The sequence below is a fragment of the Ramlibacter tataouinensis TTB310 genome, from assembly GCF_000215705.1.
Classification (GTDB): domain Bacteria; phylum Pseudomonadota; class Gammaproteobacteria; order Burkholderiales; family Burkholderiaceae_C; genus Ramlibacter; species Ramlibacter tataouinensis.
In genome coordinates, this window is record NC_015677.1 from 742,396 (window position 1) to 760,923 (window position 18,528).

Below are 18,528 nucleotides of genomic sequence, written 5' to 3' on the forward strand. Positions count from 1 at the left end.
GGGCTGGTGGTTCGCCCCCGTTCGCAGCCGACCGCCCGCTACTTGGCGGGTTCCGACTTGCGTGCGGCATCATAGGCATCGACGATGCGCGCCACCAGCGGATGCCGCACCACGTCGGCGCTGGTGAAGCGGGTGTGGGCGATGCCCTTGACGCGCTTGAGCACGCGCTCGGCGTCGACCAGCCCGGAGAGCTGGCCCTTGGGCAGGTCGATCTGGCTGATGTCGCCGGTCACCACGCACTTGCTGCCGAAGCCGATGCGGGTGAGGAACATCTTCATCTGCTCGGGCGTGGTGTTCTGTGCCTCGTCCAGGATGACGAAGGCCTTGTTCAACGTGCGCCCGCGCATGAAGGCCAGCGGCGCGATCTCCAGCTCATTGCGCTCGAAGGCCTTGGTCACCCGGTCGAAGCCCATCAGGTCGTACAGCGCGTCGTACAGCGGCCGCAGGTAGGGGTCCACCTTCTGCGTCAGGTCGCCGGGCAGGAAGCCCAGCTTCTCGCCGGCCTCCACCGCCGGGCGGGTGAGCACGATGCGCTGCACGCCGCTGCGCTCCAGCGCGTCCACCGCGCAGGCCACGGCCAGGTAGGTCTTGCCGGTGCCGGCCGGGCCGATGCCGAAGGTGATGTCGTGGCTGGCGATGTTGTCCAGGTAGACGCTCTGGTTGGGGGTGCGCGCCTTGAGGTCGCTGCGGCGGGTGCGCAGCCCCTGGGCGCCTTCCTCGTCCTCCTCCATCGCCTGCTCGCCCGCCACCATCAGCTGCACCTTGTCGGCCGGGATCGGACGGGCCGCCATCTCGTACATGGCCTGCAGCACCTCCAGCGCCCGCTGCGCCTGCGCCTTGGGTCCCTCGATCTTGAAATGCTCCTGCCGGTGCGAGATGGCCACCTGCAGCGCGGTCTCCACGGTCCTCAGGTGCTCGTCGGTGGGGCCGCACAGGTTGGCCAGGCGCGTGTTGTTGGGCGGGGAAAAAGCGTGTTTGAGGATCAAGCTGATAATTCCGTTCGAGGAACCTCATGATAGGCAGATTGATAGGAACGCTCGCGGACAAGAACCCGCCCCAGGTGCTGCTGGACTGCCAGGGCGTGGGCTACGAGGTGGACGTGCCCATGAGCACCTTCTACCACCTGCCGGGCCTGGGTGAGAAGGTCACGCTGCTGACGCATTTCGTGGTGCGCGAGGACGCACAGGTGCTGTACGGCTTCGGCAGCACAGGCGAGCGCGAGGCCTTCCGCCAGCTGATCAAGATCTCGGGCGTGGGCCCGCGCACCGCGCTGTCGGTGCTGTCGGGCCTGAGCGTGGCCGACATCGCCCAGGCCGTCACGGCCCAGGACGCCGGCCGGCTGGTCAAGGTGCCCGGCATCGGCAAGAAGACGGCCGAGCGGCTGCTGCTGGAACTCAAGGGCAAGATCGGCGCCGACCTGGGTGCGCCGGCCGGCGGCGCCGGCGCTGCCAGCGATGCGCAGGCCGACATCCTGCAGGCCCTGCAGACCTTGGGCTACAGCGACAAGGAAGCCCAGGCCGCGCTGCGGGCGCTGCCCAAGGACGTGGGCGTGAGCGAGGGCATCAAGCTGGCGCTCAAGGCGCTGACCAAGTGACACCCGTATGAGCATCCAGACCGACGACTTCGGCCTGCCGCCGTCCCCGCGCGTGGTGTCCGCCGCGCCCGCCTCGCCGGGCGAGGAGGCGATCGAGCGCGCCCTGCGGCCCAAGCAGCTGGCCGAGTACGTGGGCCAGGCCAAGACGCGCGAGCAGCTGGAGATCTTCATCAGCGCGGCCAGGAAGCGCGGCGAGGCGCTGGACCACGTGCTGCTGTTCGGCCCGCCGGGCCTGGGCAAGACCACGCTGTCCCACATCATCGCGCAGGAGCTGGGCGTCAACCTGCGCCAGACCTCGGGCCCGGTGCTGGAAAAGCCCAAGGACCTGGCGGCGCTGCTGACCAACCTCGAGAAGAACGACGTGCTGTTCATCGACGAGATCCACCGCCTGTCGCCGGTGGTCGAGGAGATCCTCTACCCGGCGCTGGAGGACTACCAGATCGACATCATGATCGGCGAGGGCCCGGCGGCGCGCTCGATCAAGCTGGACCTGCAGCCCTTCACGCTGGTGGGCGCCACCACGCGCGCCGGCATGCTGACCAACCCGCTGCGCGACCGCTTCGGCATCGTGGCGCGGCTGGAGTTCTACACCGCCGAGGAGCTGACCCGCATCGTGCGCCGCAGCGCCACGCTGCTGGACGCGCCGATGGACCCCGAGGGCGCGGTCGAGATCGCGCGCCGTTCGCGCGGCACGCCGCGCATCGCCAACCGGCTGCTGCGGCGGGTGCGCGACTATGCGGACGTGAAGGGCTCGGGCCGCATCACCCAGGACATCGCGCAAAAGGCCCTGGCGATGCTGGACGTCGATCCGCAGGGCTTCGACGTGATGGACCGCAAGCTGCTGGAGGCGGTGATCCACCGCTTCGACGGCGGCCCGGTCGGCCTGGACAACATCGCCGCCAGCATCGGCGAGGAAGCCGGCACCATCGAGGACGTGATCGAGCCCTACCTGATCCAGCAGGGCTACCTGCAGCGCACGCCGCGCGGGCGCATCGCCACGCTGGCGGCGTTCCGCCACCTGGGCGTGGCGCCGCCCAAGAGCGCCGGCAGCTTGTTCGAGTGAAGGCGCCGCCGCCGGGCGGCGCGACGGCCGGCACACCGCCCGCAGCAACCAAGCTTCGGCTTATACGAAGCGTCCGCGCGAAAAATCTGCTTTTTCCGACATCTGCGCGCTGCTATACCTCGGGGCATCGACATTCCCGGAGGTGACGCCATGAAGAAAGCACTGACGCTGCTGACTGTTGTCCTGGCGCTGGGCCTCGCGGCCCTGGACGCCGATGCCGCCCGCCGGTTGGGCGGCGGCAAGTCCAGTGGCATGCAGCGCGACAACGTGACGGCGCCGGCCAAGCCGGCCGGCGCCAGCAACGCCGCCCCCGGCACGCCGGGCCAGGCGCCTGCGGCCGCGGCTGCACCGGCGGCCGCCACCGCGCCGGCGACGGCCGGCGCCGCGGCCCAGGCCAAGCGCAGCTGGATGGGGCCGCTGGCCGGCATCGCCGCGGGCCTGGGCCTGGCGGCGCTGGCCTCCCACTTGGGCTTTGGCGAGGAACTGGCCGCCGTGCTGCTGATCGCATTGCTGGCGATGGCCGTGCTGGCGGTGGCGGGCCTGGTGCTGCGGCGGCGCGCCGGGCAGCCGACGATGGCCGGCATGGGTGGCTTCGGCAGCACGGGTCCAGTTCCTGCGGACCCGGCGCCGGGCCCGGCTGGCACCCTGCAGCGCACCGGCGGCTCCGGCGGCTCCCTGATCGGCTCGCGCCTGGACGGCGTCGCCGCCCCGCGCTCGACCATTCCCCAGGACTTCGATGCCGAGGGTTTCGTGCGCAATGCCAAGGCGAACTTCCTCGCGCTGCAGGCGGCCCATGACGCGCGGGACCTGGACCGCCTGGGCGAGTACCTCACGCCCGAGATGCTGGACGCCGTGCGCGCCGAGCTGGCCGAACGGGACGATGTGCCGCAAACCACCGAGGTGTTCGGTCTGCAGGCCGAGGTGCTGGACGTGGCGCAGGAGCCCGCGCAGTACGTGGTGAGCGTGCGCTTCACCGGCAGCATCCGCCACGCGCACGGCACCGAGACCGAGGACCTGGACGAGATCTGGCACCTGGCCAAGCCGCGCTTCGGCACCGGCGGGTGGCTGGTCGCCGGCATCCAGCAGGCCTGAACCCGGGCTCAGGGGCGCACGGGCGGGGCGTCGGCCTCGCCCGCTGCCGCTTCCTGCCGCGCCGGGATGGCCTCGGTCCACAGCGCCACGTCTTCCTGCGTCATGGTGCTGGCGGGCGTGAGCCGGCCGTCCACGTAGCCCAGCTGCTCCACGTCGTGCAGGTACTGCTGGCGCGACAGCAGGGTGCCGGCGCACACATGCGGATCGCCCGGCAGCGGCTGGCGGCTCTCGGCGGCCAGCCGGGCCAGCAGCTCGTCCATCACCCAGAGCGGAACGCGCTGCCGCTCGCCGGGGTAGACGTAGCCGAACAGGGTGAGGTGGGCCAGCAGCACGCGCCAGTGCAGGCCAAAGCGTTCCAGCAGCCCGGCCCAGTCGATGCGCTCGGCGTTCACCTGCAGCAGGTGGGCGATGTCGGCGCCGTCGTAGCGCTCGCGCTCCATGATGAAGGCCTTTGACAGCAGGCTGTCTTCCATGTTGACGACGTGCACCGGCACGCCCAGCACCTCGGCCTGCGCGTTGTCCTGGAACCAGCGGTCGTCCACGACCGCCACGCCGTTGCCCGAGTTGAAGATCAGGTCGATGAAGTCCTCGCCCGCGTGCACCTTGGCCAGCCAGTGCGGGTACGTGAGCTCGGCGCGCCAACCCTCGGCGCCCATCCGTGCGGCCGCACGCTCGTAGTCGTCGCGGCGGATGAACAGGTCCAGGTCCTTGGTGGACCGTCGGATGCCGGTGTGGCAGGCGTGGGCGAAGGCGCCGCCGACCAGGAACGGGACGCCGGCATCGGCCAGCGCTTGCAGGGCACGCCGGTAGAAGGCGGCGGTTCGGGGTTGCACCTCGTCTTCCAGGGACGGGGCCAGAGGGGCAGAAGACATGCAACTCTCCGCGGGGATGTTCGTCGCCTGAGCCTAGCCGACTCGGCCGCAGCCCGGGCCGGCACACAGCCTCATGCGGCGTCGGCTTCGGCCTACAGCACCTGGCGCGGGCTGGACGATGGCTGGCGCGGCAAGCCAAGGCACCATGGCCGCATGCGTTGCTCCGATTGCCACCCATGAACCCCAAGTCCGCCAGCACCGTGCGCTTCGCCGCCGTCGGCGACATCCACGTCACCAAGGAATCCGCCGGCAGGCTGCGCGGCTTTTTCGCGCAAGCCTCGGAGGCGGCCGACGCGCTGCTGCTGTGCGGCGACCTGACCGACTACGGCACCGCGGAGGAAGCGCGGGTGCTCGCCGACGAGCTCGCCGTGGTCAAGGTCCCCATCGTCGCCGTCCTGGGCAACCACGATTTCGAGTCCGGCACGCCGGAGGTGGTGCGGGAGACACTCACCCGCGCCGGCGTGCGCGTGCTCGACGGCGAAGCGGTCGAGATCCACGGCGTGGGCATCGCCGGGGCCAAGGGTTTCGCCGGCGGCTATGGCCGCGGTTCGTTGGGCGGCTGGGGCGAGCCGGCGATCAAGCACTTCGTGCAGGAGGCGCTGAACGAGGCGCTCAAGCTGGAATCGGCCCTGGCCAAGCTGCGCACGCCGCGCCGCATCGCCTTACTGCACTACTCGCCCATCGCCGGCACGGTGCAGGGCGAGCCGGTGGAGATCTTCCCGTTCCTGGGCTCCAGCCGGCTGGAGGAGCCGCTGCTGCGCTACCCGGTGGATGCCGTCTTCCACGGCCACGCGCACCGCGGCACGCCCGAGGGGCGGACCATCAACGGCGTGCCGGTCTACAACGTCGCCAAGCCCCTGCTGCAGCGCACCCGGCCGGGCCAGCCGCCATTCCGGCTGTTCGAGCTGCCGCGCGAAGCGGCAGAAGCGCCGCCCGCCCTGGCCGAGGGCTGAGCCCGCTCAGGTCAGCGCGCCCCGGGCGTCCACCCGGAGGATGCGCTCCACCACGCCGTTGCGCAGGCCGCCCCGTATGCCGATCAGGTGGTCGTGCAGGTTGACCGTGGGATCGCAGTGGCCCGGGATCAGCCACAGCAGGCGGCCGATCTCCGGCACGCGCGGGTTGCCCGCCACGGGCCGCAGGATGCCGTGCTCGTCGCCACCGTTGAAGTAGGCCAGCTCCGGGGCGCCGTCCAGCGCATGGACCCTGGGCAGGCCCGAGTCGATGGCATGGCTCTTGTGGCCGGCGTCGCACACCGCGTGCTGCAGGCCGCTGCTGATCACCTGGGTCTTGACGAACAGCGCATGCTCGAAATGCGGCTGAGCCGGATCCCGCTCGTTGGCGCCGTAGTCCACGTCCATGAAGATGAAGGAGCCGGCCTGCAGCTCGCCGTAGACGCCGCTGGCCGCCTCGCACACCATGGTGCCGGTGCCGGCGCCGGTGACCAGCTCGACGGCGATGCCGTCGGCCTCGATCAGCTTGCGGGTGAACACCACGTCCTGCACCACGGTGGCGATGGCCTCGCGCCGCTCCTGCGCCGTGCGCAGGTGCTGGGCCTTGCCATGGTAGGCCTGCAGCCCGGCGAAGCGCAGGGCGGGATGCTTGCGGATCTCGTGCACCAGGGCCACCGCCGAGCGGCCGGGCGTCACGCCGCAGCGGCCGTGGCCCACGTCCAGTTCCACGTACACGTCGATCACGGCGCGGCCGCGGCCGGCGGCGCGGGCCTCGTTCATGGCCTGTGCCAGCCGGGCCACGCCCTCGGGGCTGTCGACCGCGATCGAGAGCTGGCCGCGCTCGGCCGCCACCCGGTGGGCCAGCGCCGCCACCCGGGCCAGCTTGGCCGGCGCGATCACCTCGTTGGTGATGTAGACGTCGTGGATGCCGCCGGCCACCATGGCCTCGGCCTCCGCCGTCTTCTGCACGCACACCCCGTGCGCGCCGGCCTGCAGCTGCAGCCGCGCGATGGCCCCGCTCTTGTGCGTCTTGGCATGCGGGCGCCAGCGGATGTCGTGCTTGCGCGCGAACTCGGCCATGCGGCCCAGGTTGCGCTGCAGCGCGTCCAGGTCCACCACCAGGGCCGGCGTGTCGATGGCCGTGGCCGGCTGGCCGACCAGCTGCTTGAGCGTTTCGCCGCTAAGGGGTGTTTTCATCGATGGCCTGTGCTTCCAGATGCTGGGTGTCGGACCAGCCGACCAGGGTGAAGCCCCCGGGTGTCCACAGGAGGCGGTTGATGGCAGCGTTGGGCAGCTGCCAGGTGCGCGGCGCATCCACCGCCTGGCCGGTGGCGATGCGGTAAAGCGCGTCCAGCACGCCGCCATGGGTGACCATCACGATCTGTCCGCCGGCATGCCGGCCGGCCAGGGCGTGCACCGTGCGGCCGACGCGCTCGCGCAGCTGCAGCAGCGACTCGCCGCCTTCGGGTGGCTGCCATTGCGGCACGCGCTTGCGCCATTGCTGGGCCTCCTCGGGCCAGGCCTGGTGGATCTCCTCGAAGGTCAGGCCCTCGAAGCGGCCGAAGCCGCGCTCGCGCAGTCCGCGGTCGGCGGCCACCGGCAGGCCAAAGGCCGCCGCGATGGACCGGGCCGTGGCCTGGGCACGCTCCAGGTCACTGGTGTAGACCGCGGTGATGGCCTCGCCCGCCAGGGCCTCGCCTGCGCGCTGCGCCTGCCAGCGGCCCCTGTCGTTCAGGGCGATGTCCAGCTGGCCCTGGATGCGTCCGTCGACGTTCCAGGCCGTCTCGCCATGGCGCACGGCAATGATGCGGGTGGCTTCCATACGCGGCCATTCTAGGCGGCACCCGGTGCGGCCCAGCCGCGGGGCGCAGCCCCGCTTCAACGGGCCGGCGCGGAGGCGGCGGGAGCGGGCGCCGCGGCCGGCGCCGCTGCGCGGGCCTGCTGCGTGCCGCCGACCTGGACATCGACCCGGCGCACGCCGGCGGGGGGATTCGGGAAGCCGTGCAGCGCGGCGTCGAACATCGCGGCGATCACGGTGTTGTTGTCCATCCAGGGCCCGTCGTTGACGGCGCGGCTTTCGAACACCACCCGGTTGCTGGCGATGTCACGCACGATCACCGCCACCTCGCGGTGGTACCAGGGCTGCTCCCAGCGCGGGAACAGCGGCGCGCCGTAGCCGACGCCCAGGCCCACGCCGCTGTGGAAGCCGAAGCCGCCGCCCCAGCCCCAGCCATAGTCCCAGGGATCGGCCCAGGGCGAGAGCACGCGCTGGGCGCGCGCCGACACCTGCACGCTGTAGCGCGGCGCCGCGTCGTCGCGGCGCAGGCCGGCGCGGAACAGGGCGGGGTCGGCCAGGGCCTCCAGCTCGGTCTGGCCGGGCAGCTGCTGCTGCGAGGGCAGGCGCTCGAAACGGTAGGTCGGGTTGGGCGGCAGCGTCGGCAGGCTGGAGAAGGACTGCACCGTGTTGTCCAGCCGGTAGCCCGTTCCGCAGCCGGCGAGCAGCGTCGCCGCAAGGATCAGCCATGCACCGGCCCAGCGCAGGGTTGCGCGCGTCATACCACCTCCAAAGGCACTTGACCAAAAGCACGTCCGCTAGAGGCGGACGATCTGCAGGCCGGGCGGCGCGCTGGCGGGAGCTGCGAACTCCTGCGCATCGAAGGCCTTGTCGCCCTCGTCGCTGGCCACGCCGGTGGCGATTAGATTCTTGAAGTCGTGGTGCGTTCCGTCGGCCAGGTGCGAAGGCACGATGTTTTGCAGGGCGCTGAACATGTTCTCCAGCCGTCCCGGGTGCTTGCGCTCCCACTCCTGCAGCATGGCGGCCACCTGCTTGCGCTGCAGGTTCTCCTGGCTGCCGCACAGCGTGCAGGGGATGATGGGGAACTGCCGGTACGCGGCCCAGCGGATGAGGTCCTTCTCGGCCACATAGGCCAGCGGCCGGATGACCATGTGGCGGCCGTCGTCGCTGACCAGCTTGGGCGGCATGGCCTTGAGCTTGCCGCCGAAGAACATGTTGAGGAAGAAGGTCTGCAGGATGTCGTCGCGGTGGTGGCCCAGCGCCAGCTTGGTCGCGCCCAGCTCGTCGGCCACCCGGTACAGGATGCCCCGGCGCAGCCGCGAGCACAGGCTGCACATGGTCTTGCCTTCGGGGATCTTGTCCTTGACGATGGAGTAGGTGTCCTGGTTCTCGATGTGGAAGGGCACGCCCAGCGCCTTCAGGTACTGCGGCAGCACGTGCTCGGGAAAGCCGGGCTGCTTCTGGTCGAGGTTGACGGCGACGATCTCGAAGCGCACCGGCGCGCGCTGCTGCATCTTGAGCAGGATGTCCAGCAGGCCGTAGCTGTCCTTGCCGCCAGACAGGCAGACCATGACCTTGTCGCCCTCGCCGATCATGTTGAAGTCGACGATGGCCTGGCCGACCTGCCGGCACAGGCGCTTTTCCAGCTTGTGCGTTTCGCGCTCGATCCTGCGCTCGCGCGCCTGCGGTGCGGTGTCGGCTTCGGGGTCGATCCAGACGGCGCTCATGGCAGGGATTGTCTCATCGGCCAGGGCGCGCGCTCACTCGGCCTTGATCTTCGCCCGTTCCACCACCTGCTTCCAGCGCTTTTGCTCGGTCGCGATGAACTGGGCGAACTGGGCGGGCGTGCCGCCCGCCGCCTCGGCTGCGTCCTGACTGAGCCGCTCCAGCACCGACGGCGACTTCATGGCTTTCTGCGTCTCGGCGGCAAGCCGGTCCACGTGCCCCTGGGCCATGGACGCCGGTGCCAGCATGCCGTACCACTGCGTCATCTCGAAGCCGGGGAAGCCTTGTTCCGCCACGGTGGGGACCTCCGGCAGCTGCGGCAGGCGCTGGGCGGAGCCGGTGGCGATGCAGCGCAGTTTGCCGGTCTTGATGTGCTGCAGGATCGCCGAGGCGCCCACCGAGGCGGCTTCGAGCCGGCCGGCCAGCAGGTCGGTGAGCTGCGGGCCGGTGCCCTTGTAGGGGATGTGCGTGATGGAGACGTCGGCCGTCATCTTCAGGTACTCCATCGCCAGGTGGCCGGCACTGCCGTTGCCCGCCGAGCCGTAGTTCATCGTGCCGGGCTTGCTCTTGACCAGTGCGAGGAATTCCTTGAGGTCCCTGGCCGGCACACTGGGGTTCACCACGTACAGGCTGGGCACCTTGGCCAGCAGGCTGACCGGCTTGAAATCCTTGTTCGCGTCGTACGGCAGCTTGTCGTACATGTAGGGGTTCACCGCCAGCGTGCCGATGTGGCCCAGGATCAGGGTGTGCTGATCGTCGGCCCGCGCCACTTCGGCCATCGCGATGTTGCCGGATGCGCCCGGCTTGTTGTCGACGAAGAAGTTCTGTCCCAGCGCCTTGCTCAGCTCACCCGCGGCCGAACGGGCAACGATCTCCGAGCTGCCGCCGGGCGCAAAGGGCACGACGAAGCGCACCGCCTTGCTGGGCCATGGGGCCTGCGCAAAGCCCCGGAACGGGAGGAAATGCGCGACCACCGCGCCGGCGCCGCCGGCGAAATGTCGTCTCGTGATGGTCATGGGTGCCTCCGGACGCCGCACAGCGCGGCAGAGGCGGCAGCTTACTACCAAGGCCTTTCAGTCCCAGATCGTGAGCTCGTACGAACGCAGCCGGGCCTGGTGGTCGAAGATCTGGGAGGTGATCATCAGCTCGTCGGCGCCCGTGCGTGCGATGAAGTCCTGCAGGCCTTGCCGCACGGTGGCGGGTGAGCCGATGGCGCTGCACGCCAGCACCTCGTCCAGCATGGCGCGGGCCGGCGCAGGCAGGGTCTCCAGGTAGCCGGGCAGGGGCGGCTGCAGCTTGGACGGGCGGCCGGTGCGCAGGTTGACGAAGGCCTGCTGCATCGAGGTTGCCAGCACCGCGGCCTCCTGGTCCGTCTCGGCCGCGAACACGTTGAAGCCCAGCATCACGTGCGGCTTGTCCAGCTGCTCGGACGGCTTGAAGGTCGCGCGGTAGAGCGCGATGGCCTGCATCATCTGCGCCGGCGCGAAATGCGAGGCGAAGGCATAGGGCAGGCCCAGCATCGCCGCCAGCTGGGCGCCGAACAGGCTGGAGCCCAGGATCCAGACCGGCACCTTGAGGCCCCGGCCCGGCACCGCGCGCACCGCCTGCTGCGGCTCGTCGGACAGGAAGTCCATCAGCTCCACCACGTCCTGGGGGAAGGCGTCCGGGTCGGAAACGAGGTCCCGGCGCAAGGCCCGGGCGGTCGCCGGGTCGGAGCCCGGGGCGCGGCCCAGGCCCAGGTCGATCCGGCCGGGATACAGCGACTCCAGCGTGCCGAACTGCTCGGCGATCACCAGCGGCGAGTGGTTGGGCAGCATGATGCCGCCCGCGCCGACGCGGATGCTGCGCGTGCCGCCGGCCACGTGCCCGATCAGCACGGCGGTGGCGGCGCTGGCGATGCCCGGCATGCCATGGTGCTCGGCCAGCCAGAAGCGGCGGTAGCCCAGGCGCTCGGCCAGCTGCGCGAGCTCGAGCGAGTTGCGGAAGGACCGGGCGGCATCGCTGCCTTCGGCGATGGGAGCCAGGTCGAGGACGGACAGCGGGGTCGGCATCGGCGGCAGGTGGGGGCGGACCGGTCGTTGGCAAGTGGGCGGCGTGAGCCGGCTGGGTCCGTGGCGCCACGGTGGCCTTGCCCAGCGCAAGGGCGGGCGCTACATTGCGGGAAAAGGCCTGCGCCTGCGGCCGACAAGATCATTCAGGAGGACCATGATGCACCACCCCACCCGACGTCAATTCGAAGCCCTGCTGCTCGCATCGCTGTGCGGCGCGGCCTCGGCCCAGTCCGCGCGGCAGCCCGCGCCGGCCGCGCCGCAGCAGCCCTGGCCGACCAAGCCCGTGCGCCTGCTGATCGGCTTCCCGCCGGGGTCGGTGCAGGACCTGTCCGCGCGCGCCATCTCCGAGCAGCTGTCCAAGCAGCTGGGGCAGCCGGTCATCGTGGAGAACAAGGCCGGCGCCTCCGGCACCATCGCGGCCGACCAAGTGGCCAAGTCGATCGACTGGCATACCTTCGGCGTGATGAACAACAGCCAGCTGACCATCGCCAAGATGCTCAACCCGGCCACGGCCTACGACCCGAGCCGCGACCTGGCGCCCGTCGCCCTGATCGGCGTCACGCCCCTGCTGCTGGTGGTCAGCAATGCCGCGCCGGGTGCCACGTCCAGCGACTGGATGACGTGGCTGCGCAACATGGGCAGCAAGGCGTCGTACGGTTCACCCGGCGTCGGCACCCCCGGCCACCTCGGCATGGAGCTGCTGAAGTCGCGTGCGTCGTTCGATGCGGTCCACGTGCCCTACCAGGGCAACCCGCAGATCATCACGGCCCTGAACGGCGGGCAGCTGCACGCGGCGCTGCTGCCGCCGGGATTGGCGCTGCAGCATGTGCGCGCCGGCAAGATGAAGGCGGTGGGCGTCACCTCCGGCAGGCGCAGCCCGCTGGCTTCGGAGCAGCCGACGCTGCGCGAGGTCGGGGTGCTCGGCGCGGACCTGGAGCTGTGGACCGCGATGGCCGGCCCGGCCGGCCTGCCCGCCGCCATCCGCGACAAGCTGGGAGCCGCCGTCATCGAGGTGGTGAAGGACGACGAGACGCGCCAGCGCCTGCTGACCGCGGGCTGGCAGGCTGCGCCCAGCAACCACGAGGGGCTGCGCATCCGCATGAAGAGCGACACCCAGACCCTGGGCGGCATCATCATGCTGCGCAACATCCGGGCCGACAGCTGACCTGACCGCCCGCGGGGATTCAGCTACTCACCACTGCCCCGTCTCCACCCGGATCGCCACCTCGCAGTCATCGAAGATTTCGAGCTTGGCGATCCGGACGCGCACGCCGATCACGCCGGGCAGCTGCATCAGGCGGTGCGCGACCTTGCCGATCAGGCTTTCCAGCAGGTTGACGTGCTCGGCGGTGCATTCGTCGATGACGATCTTGCGCACCTTGCGGTAGTCCAGCACGTGCCGGATGTCGTCGTCGCGCGGCAGCAGCGGCTGGGTGCCCAGGTTGAGCTCGGCATCCACCCGGATCGGCTGGGGCGCAGCCTTCTCGTGGTCCAGGATGCCCAGGTTGGCGTCGAAGCGCAGCCCGGTCAGGGTCAGGATCTGGGTGCCGGCCTTGCTCATGCCTGGTCTTTCTTCACATCAGCGAGAAGTCGCGCTCGAACCTCATCAGGTGCTGCCCGCCGTCGACCAGCAGCGTGGTGCCCGTGATGGACTCGTTCTCCAGCGCGAAGCGCACGGCAGCCACCACGTCGGCCGGCGTGGACGAGCGGCCCAGCGGCGACAGCCGGTGCAGCTGCCGGAACTTCTCCTCGGGCAGCAGGTGGCTGGTGAGGGTCAGGCCCGGGGCCACGCCCACCACGCGCAGCCGCGGCGCGAGCCCCAGCGCCAGCATGGTGGTGGCGGCCTCCAGGGCGGCCTTGGACAGGGTGTAGCTGAAGAAATCCGGGTTCTGGTTCCACAGCTTCTGGTCCAGCAGGTTGACCACGACGCCACGCGTCGTGTCCGGGGACTCGCCACGACCGTCGCGCGCCGCCACATGCGCATGCAGCGCCTGCGCCAGCAGCACCGGGGCGCCGGTGTTGGCGCGCAGATGTGATTCCAGGGCCTGGTAGCTGAAGCTGGCCACGCTGTCGTGCTCGAACAGCGAGGCGCTGTTGACCACGGCATCGACGCCGCCGAAGCGCTCGACCACCCGCGGCAGCAGGGCGCGCGTCTGCGCTTCGTCGGCCAGGTCGGCCTGGAAGGCGTCGAACACGGCGCTGGCGGGTCCCCGGTCGCGGCAGTCGGCCACGGTCTGGACGGCGTCCTGGGCCGAGCCGCGGTAGTGCACCGCCACCTGCCAGCCGGCGGACGCCAGGCCCAGCGCCATCTCGCGGCCCAGGCGCCGGGCGGCGCCGGTGATCAGCACGGTGCGTAACGAGGGGCGGTCCATGGGCGGCGACAATCGGCGCGTGTCTTCAGAAGCGACCAGTGTAACGACGGCCCTGCAGGCGCTGCTGCGCGCCGCCATCGCCCGGGCCGGCGGCTGGCTGCCGTTCGACCGGTTCATGGCCCTGGCCTTGTACGCGCCCGGGCTGGGTTACTACGCCCATGGCTCGCGCAAGTTCGGCCTGCTGCCGTCCTCGGGCAGCGATTTCGTGACGGCGCCCGAGCTGACGCCGCTGTTCGGCCAGGCGCTGGCGGTGCAGCTGGGCGAAGCGCTGCAGGCCACCGCTACCGACGAGGTGTGGGAGTTCGGCGCGGGCTCCGGCGCACTGGCGCAGCAGCTGCTGTCGGCGCTGGGCGACCGGGTGCGGCGCTACACCATCGTCGAGGTCTCCGGCAGCCTGCGCGAGCGCCAGCGCGAGCGGCTGGCCGGGTTCGGCGACCGGGTGCGGTGGGCCGACGAGCTGCCGGCGCGGCTGCAGGGCGTGGTGGTGGGCAACGAGGTGCTGGATGCCATGCCGGTCAAGCTGCTCGCGCGCGTCGCGGGCGCGTGGCACGAGCGCGGCGTGGCCTGGGGCGCGGACCGCCTGGCCTGGGAGGACCGGCCCACCGACCTGCGCCCGCCGGTGGAGGTGGCGGGCACGCACGACTACCTCACCGAGATCCACCCGCAGGCCGAGGCCTTCGTCCGCACCCTGGCCGACCGCCTGGCGCAAGGCGCCGCCTTCTTCCTCGACTACGGTTTCCCGGAAGCCGAGTACTACCACCCGCAGCGCCACATGGGCACGGTGATGTGCCACCAGGGGCACCGGGCCGATCCCGATCCGCTGTCCGACGTCGGACTGAAGGACATCACGGCCCACGTCAACTTCACCGGCCTGGCGCTGGCGGCGCAGGAGGCCGGCCTGCCGACGCTGGGTTACACCAGCCAGGGGCGCTTCCTGATCAACTGCGGCCTGGTCGACCGGATGGCGCAGGCCGACCTGGCCCAGCGCGTGGCGGCGCAGCGCCTGGTCGCCGAGCACGAGATGGGCGAGCTGTTCAAGGTGATCGCCTTCGGCCGCCCGCCGGTCTGGGACGCCCTGGGGTTTTCCCAGGGCGATCGCACGCACCGGCTGTGAAGAACGCCTAAGTTCTCTCTTTCGCAGCCCATCCGCTAAAACTGGTCTACTTCTGCCAATGTTTGGCCGAAGTTCGGTCTTGCCCGGCCGAAGTGGGCCGCCTAGCATGCTCCGCACACGGCGCCTGAGCGCCGGCTGCAAGGAAACATTCGCGTGCCGCGCTGGGACCAGCTGTCCTCTGCCGAGATGGAAGTGCTGCAGACCGTGTTCTGGTCCTCGGCCAGCTCGCGCCATGGGCTGGCCCATCGCCTCTCCTTCTCGCGCAGCAAGGCCAACGGCCTGATCGCCGGCCTGCTGGACCAGGGCCTGGTGGAAGAAGCCGGCCTGCAGGCCTCGTCCGGCGGGCGCCGCGCCGAGACCCTGCAGCTGGCCGGCGGCCTGGGCGTGGTGCTGGGCGCGGACCTGGGCGCCACCAGCCTGGACGTGGCGGTGATGCGGCCGGACCTGAGCGTCATCGCCCGCCATGCCGAGGAGGCCGACGTGCGGGCCGGGCCCGGCGTGGTGCTGGCCCGGGTGCGCGAGCTGATGCGCCAGCTGCTGGCCGGCTGCGGCCTGACGGCGCGGCAGGTGATCGCCGTCGGACTGGGCGTGCCCGGCCCGGTGGACTTCGAGCGCGGGCAGCTGGTCGAGCCGCCGCTGATGCCCGAATGGGACAGCTTCTCCATCCGCGACTACCTGGCCGAGGCCTTCGGCGCGCCGGTGTTCGTGGACAACGACGTGAACCTGATGGCGCTGGGCGAGCTGTGGCGGCTGCAGCGCGGGCTGCCCAACTTCCTGGTGATCAAGGTCGGCACCGGCATCGGCTGCGGCATCGTGTGCCATGGCGAGGTCTACCGCGGCGCCAACGGCTCGGCCGGCGACGTCGGCCACATCTGCGTGGACCAGGCCGGCCCGCGCTGCCACTGCGGCAACCTGGGCTGCGTCGAGGCCATGGCCGCGGCGCCGGCGATCAGCCGCATGGCGGTGGACGCGGCCGGCAGCGGCGGCAGCGCGGCGCTGGCCGAGGCGCTGCGCCAGAACGGCCGCCTCACCGCGGTGGACGTGGGCCAGGCCAGCCGCAACGGCGACGCCGCGGCCAACGCCATCATCCAGCGCGCCGGCAGCCTGATCGGGCAGATGCTGGCGTCGGTGGTCAACTTCTTCAATCCCTCGCACGTGTTCATCGGCGGCGGCGTGACGCAGATCGGGCCGCTGTTCCTGGCCTCGGTGCGCCAGAGCATCTACCACCGCTCGCTGGCGCTGTCGACGCGGCACCTGGAGATCCAGTACACGCCGCTGGGCGCGCAGGCCGGCCTGGTGGGCACGGGCGTGCTCGCCATGCAGGAGGCGCTGCGCCTGGCCGCCGCCCGGGCCGGCGCACCCGCCATGCCCAGGGCGCAGGGAACCGCCGGCCGCAGGGCGGAGGCCTTTCAATGAGCCTGGCGGTCGAATTCCGCGAGATCACCAAGGCCTTCGGGCCGGTGCAGGTGCTGCACGGGGTGAGCTTCGAACTGGCGCCGGGACGCGTGGTCGGGCTGCTGGGCGAGAACGGCGCCGGCAAGTCCACGCTGATGAAGATCCTGGCCGGCTACGAGCAGCCCTCCGGCGGCAGCCTGCTGGTGGACGGCCAGCCGCGGCGCTTCGCCAGCTCGCGCGAGGCGCAGGCCCAGGGCATCGTGCTGATCCACCAGGAGTTCAACCTGGCCGAGGACCTGACGATCGCGCAGAACATCTTCCTGGGCCACGAGAAGAAGTGCGGCTGGCGGCTGGACGAGGCGGCGATGGAGCGCGAGACCGCACGCGTGCTGGCCGAGGTCGGCCTGCGGGCGTCGCCGGGTACGCGCGTGCGCCAGCTGATCGTGGCCGAGAAGCAACTGGTGGAGATCGCCAAGGCGCTGGCGCGCAACGCCCGCCTGCTGGTGATGGACGAGCCCACGGCCACGCTGACGCCCGGCGAGACCGAGCGCCTGTTCGCCCTGGTGGCGCGGCTCAAGGCCGGCGGCACCACCATCGTCTACATCTCGCACAAGCTGGACGAGGTGGAGCGCATCACCGACGAGGTCGTGGTGATGCGCGACGGGCGCTTCGTGGCGCGCCAGCCCACGGCCGCCCTGACCCGGCACCAGATGGCCAACCTGATGGTGGGCCGCGAGCTGTCCGACCTGTTCCCGCCGCGGCAGCCGCCCCTGCCTGACGCGCCGGTGCTGCTGCGGGTGCGAGACCTGAGCGTGCCGGGCTGGGCGCAGGGCGCCAGCTTCGAGGTGCGCGCCGGCGAGATCTTCGGCTTCGCCGGCCTGGTGGGCGCCGGGCGCACCGAGCTGTTCGAGGGCCTGCTGGGCCTGCGCCCCTGCCGCGCCGCCGGGGTGGAGATCGCCGGCCACGCGTCCCTGCCGAAGAGCCCTCGCGAGGCCGCCGACCAGGGCCTGACCTACCTGAGCGAGGACCGCAAGGGCAAGGGCCTGCACGTGCAGCTGCCGCTGGCCGAGAACCTGACCTTGATGAACCTGCGGGCCTATGGCGGCCGCTGGCTGCAGCCGGCCGCCGAACAGGCCGCGCTGCGCCAGGCCGTGGCCGCCTTCGGCATCCGAACCGGCGACCTGGGCTGCCGGGCCTCGCAGCTGTCCGGCGGCAACCAGCAGAAGCTGGCCCTGGCCAAGGTGCTGCAACCGCAGCCGCGCGTGGTGGTGCTGGACGAGCCCACCCGCGGGGTGGACGTGGGCGCCAAGCGCGACATCTACTTCCTGATCCAGCGCCTGGCCGCCCAGGGCCGGGCCGTGGTGGTGATCTCCTCCGAGCTGCCGGAGCTGATCGGGCTGTGCCACCGCGTCGCGGTGATGCGCGCCGGCCGCATCGCGGCCACGCTGGCGCAGGAACAACTGAACGAAGAGGAGCTGATCGGCCATGCCACCGGAACACGCTGAACGCGCCCCGGCGCCCGCCGGCCGCGCCCCGGGCACCTGGTGGGGCCGGCTGCACGGCGCCGGTCCGGTGATCGGGCTGGTGCTGCTGTGCCTGGCGGGCACCGCGCTCAACGGCGACTTCGCCACCCTGGACAACGCGCTGAACGTGCTGACCCGCACCGCCTTCATCGGCATCATCGCCGTGGGCATGTGCTTCGTCATCATCTCCGGCGGCATCGACCTGTCGGTGGGCTCGATGGCGGCGCTGATCGCCGGCTGCATGATCCTGGTGATGAACGGCGCGGCCCAGGCGATCGCCTCGCCGGTCGCGGTGGTGGCCGTCGGCATGGCGGTGGCGCTGGCGCTGGGCGCGGCCTTCGGCCTGGCGCACGGCCTGCTGATCACCAAGGGCCGCATCGAGCCTTTCATCGTGACCCTGGGCACGCTGGGCATCTTCCGCGCCTACCTCACCTACTTCGCGGGCGGCGGCGCGATCACGCTGGACAACGCGCTCGCCGACCTCTACAGCCCGGTGTACTACGGCAGCCTGCTGGGCGTGCCCATCCCGGTGTGGATCTTCGCCCTGGTGGCGCTGGCCGGCGGCTTCATCCTCAACCGCACCGCCTATGGCCGCTACGTCCAGGCCATAGGCTCCAACGAGCAGGTGGCGCGCTACGCCGCGGTGGACGTGGACCGGGTCAAGATCCTCACCTACATGCTGCTGGGCCTGTGCGTGGGCATCGCCACCCTGCTGTACGTGCCGCGCCTGGGATCGGCCTCGCCCACCACCGGCCTGCTGTGGGAGCTGGAGGCGATCGCCGCCGTGATCGTGGGCGGCACCGCGCTCAAGGGCGGGGCCGGCAGCATCACCGGCACCTTAGTCGGCGCCGTGCTGCTCTCGGTGATCAGCAACATCCTCAACCTCACCAGCATCATCAGCGTCTACCTGAACGCGGCGGTGCAGGGCTTCGTCATCATCGTGGTGGCTTTCCTGCAGCGGGGCCGCCGGTGAAAGATGTTC

The 18,528-nt window shown here is 71.1% G+C and carries 19 protein-coding genes; 9 read left to right on the forward strand and 10 right to left on the reverse strand.

What is annotated here, in order from left to right; all coding sequences use genetic code 11:
* Nucleotides 1-38: 38 nt before the first annotated feature.
* The gene (locus tag RTA_RS03645) at nucleotides 39-986 is read right to left on the reverse strand and encodes a PhoH family protein (protein ID WP_013900025.1); all 948 of its coding nucleotides are present in this window, start codon (nucleotides 984-986) and stop codon (nucleotides 39-41) included.
* A 26-nt stretch (nucleotides 987-1,012) separates the two neighbouring features.
* On the opposite strand from RTA_RS03645, the gene ruvA reads away from it, so the two are divergent.
* From ruvA to RTA_RS03660, 3 genes are all read left to right on the forward strand, one after another.
* On the forward strand, nucleotides 1,013-1,594 hold the full coding sequence (gene ruvA, locus RTA_RS03650) for a Holliday junction branch migration protein RuvA (protein WP_013900026.1): 582 nt from the start codon (nucleotides 1,013-1,015) through the stop codon (nucleotides 1,592-1,594).
* A gap of 7 nt (nucleotides 1,595-1,601) precedes the next feature.
* Nucleotides 1,602-2,657: a Holliday junction branch migration DNA helicase RuvB gene (gene ruvB / locus RTA_RS03655; protein WP_013900027.1), complete on the forward strand. Its 1,056-nt coding sequence runs from the start codon at nucleotides 1,602-1,604 to the stop codon at nucleotides 2,655-2,657.
* A gap of 150 nt (nucleotides 2,658-2,807) precedes the next feature.
* Nucleotides 2,808-3,749 carry a Tim44 domain-containing protein gene (locus RTA_RS03660; protein ID WP_013900028.1) on the forward strand — a complete coding sequence of 314 codons (942 nt, stop codon included), beginning with the start codon at nucleotides 2,808-2,810 and terminating at the stop codon, nucleotides 3,747-3,749.
* An 8-nt stretch (nucleotides 3,750-3,757) separates the two neighbouring features.
* Here the strand turns inward: RTA_RS03660 and RTA_RS03665 are convergent, their stop codons facing one another.
* The gene (locus RTA_RS03665) at nucleotides 3,758-4,621 is read right to left on the reverse strand and encodes a nucleotidyltransferase (protein ID WP_013900029.1); all 864 of its coding nucleotides are present in this window, start codon (nucleotides 4,619-4,621) and stop codon (nucleotides 3,758-3,760) included.
* A gap of 176 nt (nucleotides 4,622-4,797) precedes the next feature.
* Between RTA_RS03665 and RTA_RS03670 the strand changes: the two genes are divergently transcribed.
* Nucleotides 4,798-5,574, forward strand: a complete 777-nt coding sequence (locus RTA_RS03670) for a metallophosphoesterase family protein (protein ID WP_013900030.1) — start codon at nucleotides 4,798-4,800, stop codon at nucleotides 5,572-5,574.
* A gap of 6 nt (nucleotides 5,575-5,580) precedes the next feature.
* On the opposite strand, the gene RTA_RS03675 is transcribed toward RTA_RS03670, so the two are convergent.
* The 6 genes from RTA_RS03675 to RTA_RS03700 are packed head-to-tail and all read right to left on the reverse strand — an operon-like array spanning nucleotide 5,581 to nucleotide 11,142.
* Nucleotides 5,581-6,768 (reverse strand): DSD1 family PLP-dependent enzyme, encoded by a 1,188-nt coding sequence (locus RTA_RS03675; RefSeq protein ID WP_013900031.1) that lies wholly within the window; start codon nucleotides 6,766-6,768, stop codon nucleotides 5,581-5,583.
* On the reverse strand, nucleotides 6,752-7,393 hold the full coding sequence (locus RTA_RS03680) for a histidine phosphatase family protein (RefSeq protein ID WP_013900032.1): 642 nt from the start codon (nucleotides 7,391-7,393) through the stop codon (nucleotides 6,752-6,754). Before RTA_RS03680 ends, RTA_RS03675 begins: the two co-directional genes overlap by 17 nt.
* Before the next feature lie 56 nt (nucleotides 7,394-7,449).
* Nucleotides 7,450-8,127, reverse strand: a complete 678-nt coding sequence (locus RTA_RS03685) for a DUF4136 domain-containing protein (RefSeq protein ID WP_013900033.1) — start codon at nucleotides 8,125-8,127, stop codon at nucleotides 7,450-7,452.
* 36 nt (nucleotides 8,128-8,163) lie between these two features.
* Nucleotides 8,164-9,093: a tRNA 2-thiocytidine(32) synthetase TtcA gene (gene ttcA, locus RTA_RS03690; RefSeq protein WP_013900034.1), complete on the reverse strand. Its 930-nt coding sequence runs from the start codon at nucleotides 9,091-9,093 to the stop codon at nucleotides 8,164-8,166.
* Nucleotides 9,094-9,126: 33 nt separating this feature from the next.
* A complete protein-coding gene (locus tag RTA_RS03695; protein WP_013900035.1) occupies nucleotides 9,127-10,107 on the reverse strand; it encodes a Bug family tripartite tricarboxylate transporter substrate binding protein in 981 nt (326 codons plus the stop codon).
* A 57-nt stretch (nucleotides 10,108-10,164) separates the two neighbouring features.
* Nucleotides 10,165-11,142, reverse strand: coding sequence for an LLM class flavin-dependent oxidoreductase (locus RTA_RS03700; protein WP_013900036.1), 978 nt, complete (start codon nucleotides 11,140-11,142; stop codon nucleotides 10,165-10,167).
* Nucleotides 11,143-11,296: 154 nt separating this feature from the next.
* Here RTA_RS03700 and RTA_RS03705 point away from each other — a divergent pair, with 154 nt between their 5' ends.
* Entirely contained in the window at nucleotides 11,297-12,307 is a 1,011-nt protein-coding gene (locus RTA_RS03705) for a Bug family tripartite tricarboxylate transporter substrate binding protein (RefSeq protein ID WP_013900037.1), read from the forward strand.
* A gap of 27 nt (nucleotides 12,308-12,334) precedes the next feature.
* Here RTA_RS03705 and RTA_RS03710 read toward each other — a convergent pair whose 3' ends face one another.
* Together RTA_RS03710 and RTA_RS03715 are read right to left on the reverse strand one after the other, a co-directional pair.
* Complete coding sequence (locus RTA_RS03710) at nucleotides 12,335-12,703, reverse strand: dihydroneopterin aldolase (protein WP_013900038.1); 369 nt, start codon at nucleotides 12,701-12,703, stop codon at nucleotides 12,335-12,337.
* A gap of 13 nt (nucleotides 12,704-12,716) precedes the next feature.
* Nucleotides 12,717-13,514 (reverse strand): SDR family oxidoreductase, encoded by a 798-nt coding sequence (locus RTA_RS03715; RefSeq protein ID WP_013900039.1) that lies wholly within the window; start codon nucleotides 13,512-13,514, stop codon nucleotides 12,717-12,719.
* Here RTA_RS03715 and RTA_RS03720 point away from each other — a divergent pair.
* The 4 genes from RTA_RS03720 to RTA_RS03735 all read left to right on the forward strand — a co-directional run bounded on the left by RTA_RS03720 (nucleotide 13,513) and on the right by RTA_RS03735 (nucleotide 18,519).
* On the forward strand, nucleotides 13,513-14,628 hold the full coding sequence (locus RTA_RS03720) for a class I SAM-dependent methyltransferase (protein WP_013900040.1): 1,116 nt from the start codon (nucleotides 13,513-13,515) through the stop codon (nucleotides 14,626-14,628). The two genes, RTA_RS03715 and RTA_RS03720, sit on opposite strands and share 2 nt — an antisense overlap.
* A 186-nt stretch (nucleotides 14,629-14,814) precedes the next feature.
* Nucleotides 14,815-16,044 carry an ROK family protein gene (locus RTA_RS03725; protein ID WP_049871356.1) on the forward strand — a complete coding sequence of 410 codons (1,230 nt, stop codon included), beginning with the start codon at nucleotides 14,815-14,817 and terminating at the stop codon, nucleotides 16,042-16,044.
* Nucleotides 16,041-17,528: a sugar ABC transporter ATP-binding protein gene (locus tag RTA_RS03730; protein ID WP_013900042.1), complete on the forward strand. Its 1,488-nt coding sequence runs from the start codon at nucleotides 16,041-16,043 to the stop codon at nucleotides 17,526-17,528. Before RTA_RS03725 ends, RTA_RS03730 begins: the two co-directional genes overlap by 4 nt.
* Nucleotides 17,509-18,519 carry an ABC transporter permease gene (locus tag RTA_RS03735; protein ID WP_013900043.1) on the forward strand — a complete coding sequence of 337 codons (1,011 nt, stop codon included), beginning with the start codon at nucleotides 17,509-17,511 and terminating at the stop codon, nucleotides 18,517-18,519. The genes RTA_RS03730 and RTA_RS03735 overlap by 20 nt, the downstream gene beginning before the upstream one ends.
* The last annotated feature ends 9 nt before the right edge of the window (nucleotides 18,520-18,528 follow it).

Bases quoted from the DNA above. Each gene is read 5' to 3' on its own strand.
- ruvA (WP_013900026.1), top strand. From the start codon at position 1,013: ATGATAGGCAGATTGATAGGAACGCTCGCGGACAAGAACCCGCCCCAG.
- ruvB (WP_013900027.1), top strand. From the start codon at position 1,602: ATGAGCATCCAGACCGACGACTTCGGCCTGCCGCCGTCCCCGCGCGTG.
- RTA_RS03660 (WP_013900028.1), top strand. From the start codon at position 2,808: ATGAAGAAAGCACTGACGCTGCTGACTGTTGTCCTGGCGCTGGGCCTC.
- RTA_RS03665 (WP_013900029.1), bottom strand. From the start codon at position 4,621: ATGTCTTCTGCCCCTCTGGCCCCGTCCCTGGAAGACGAGGTGCAACCC.
- RTA_RS03670 (WP_013900030.1), top strand. From the start codon at position 4,798: ATGAACCCCAAGTCCGCCAGCACCGTGCGCTTCGCCGCCGTCGGCGAC.
- RTA_RS03675 (WP_013900031.1), bottom strand. From the start codon at position 6,768: ATGAAAACACCCCTTAGCGGCGAAACGCTCAAGCAGCTGGTCGGCCAG.
- RTA_RS03680 (WP_013900032.1), bottom strand. From the start codon at position 7,393: ATGGAAGCCACCCGCATCATTGCCGTGCGCCATGGCGAGACGGCCTGG.
- RTA_RS03685 (WP_013900033.1), bottom strand. From the start codon at position 8,127: ATGACGCGCGCAACCCTGCGCTGGGCCGGTGCATGGCTGATCCTTGCG.
- ttcA (WP_013900034.1), bottom strand. From the start codon at position 9,093: ATGAGCGCCGTCTGGATCGACCCCGAAGCCGACACCGCACCGCAGGCG.
- RTA_RS03695 (WP_013900035.1), bottom strand. From the start codon at position 10,107: ATGACCATCACGAGACGACATTTCGCCGGCGGCGCCGGCGCGGTGGTC.
- RTA_RS03700 (WP_013900036.1), bottom strand. From the start codon at position 11,142: ATGCCGACCCCGCTGTCCGTCCTCGACCTGGCTCCCATCGCCGAAGGC.
- RTA_RS03705 (WP_013900037.1), top strand. From the start codon at position 11,297: ATGATGCACCACCCCACCCGACGTCAATTCGAAGCCCTGCTGCTCGCA.
- RTA_RS03710 (WP_013900038.1), bottom strand. From the start codon at position 12,703: ATGAGCAAGGCCGGCACCCAGATCCTGACCCTGACCGGGCTGCGCTTC.
- RTA_RS03720 (WP_013900040.1), top strand. From the start codon at position 13,513: ATGGGCGGCGACAATCGGCGCGTGTCTTCAGAAGCGACCAGTGTAACG.
- RTA_RS03715 (WP_013900039.1), bottom strand. From the start codon at position 13,514: ATGGACCGCCCCTCGTTACGCACCGTGCTGATCACCGGCGCCGCCCGG.
- RTA_RS03725 (WP_049871356.1), top strand. From the start codon at position 14,815: ATGGAAGTGCTGCAGACCGTGTTCTGGTCCTCGGCCAGCTCGCGCCAT.
- RTA_RS03730 (WP_013900042.1), top strand. From the start codon at position 16,041: ATGAGCCTGGCGGTCGAATTCCGCGAGATCACCAAGGCCTTCGGGCCG.
- RTA_RS03735 (WP_013900043.1), top strand. From the start codon at position 17,509: ATGCCACCGGAACACGCTGAACGCGCCCCGGCGCCCGCCGGCCGCGCC.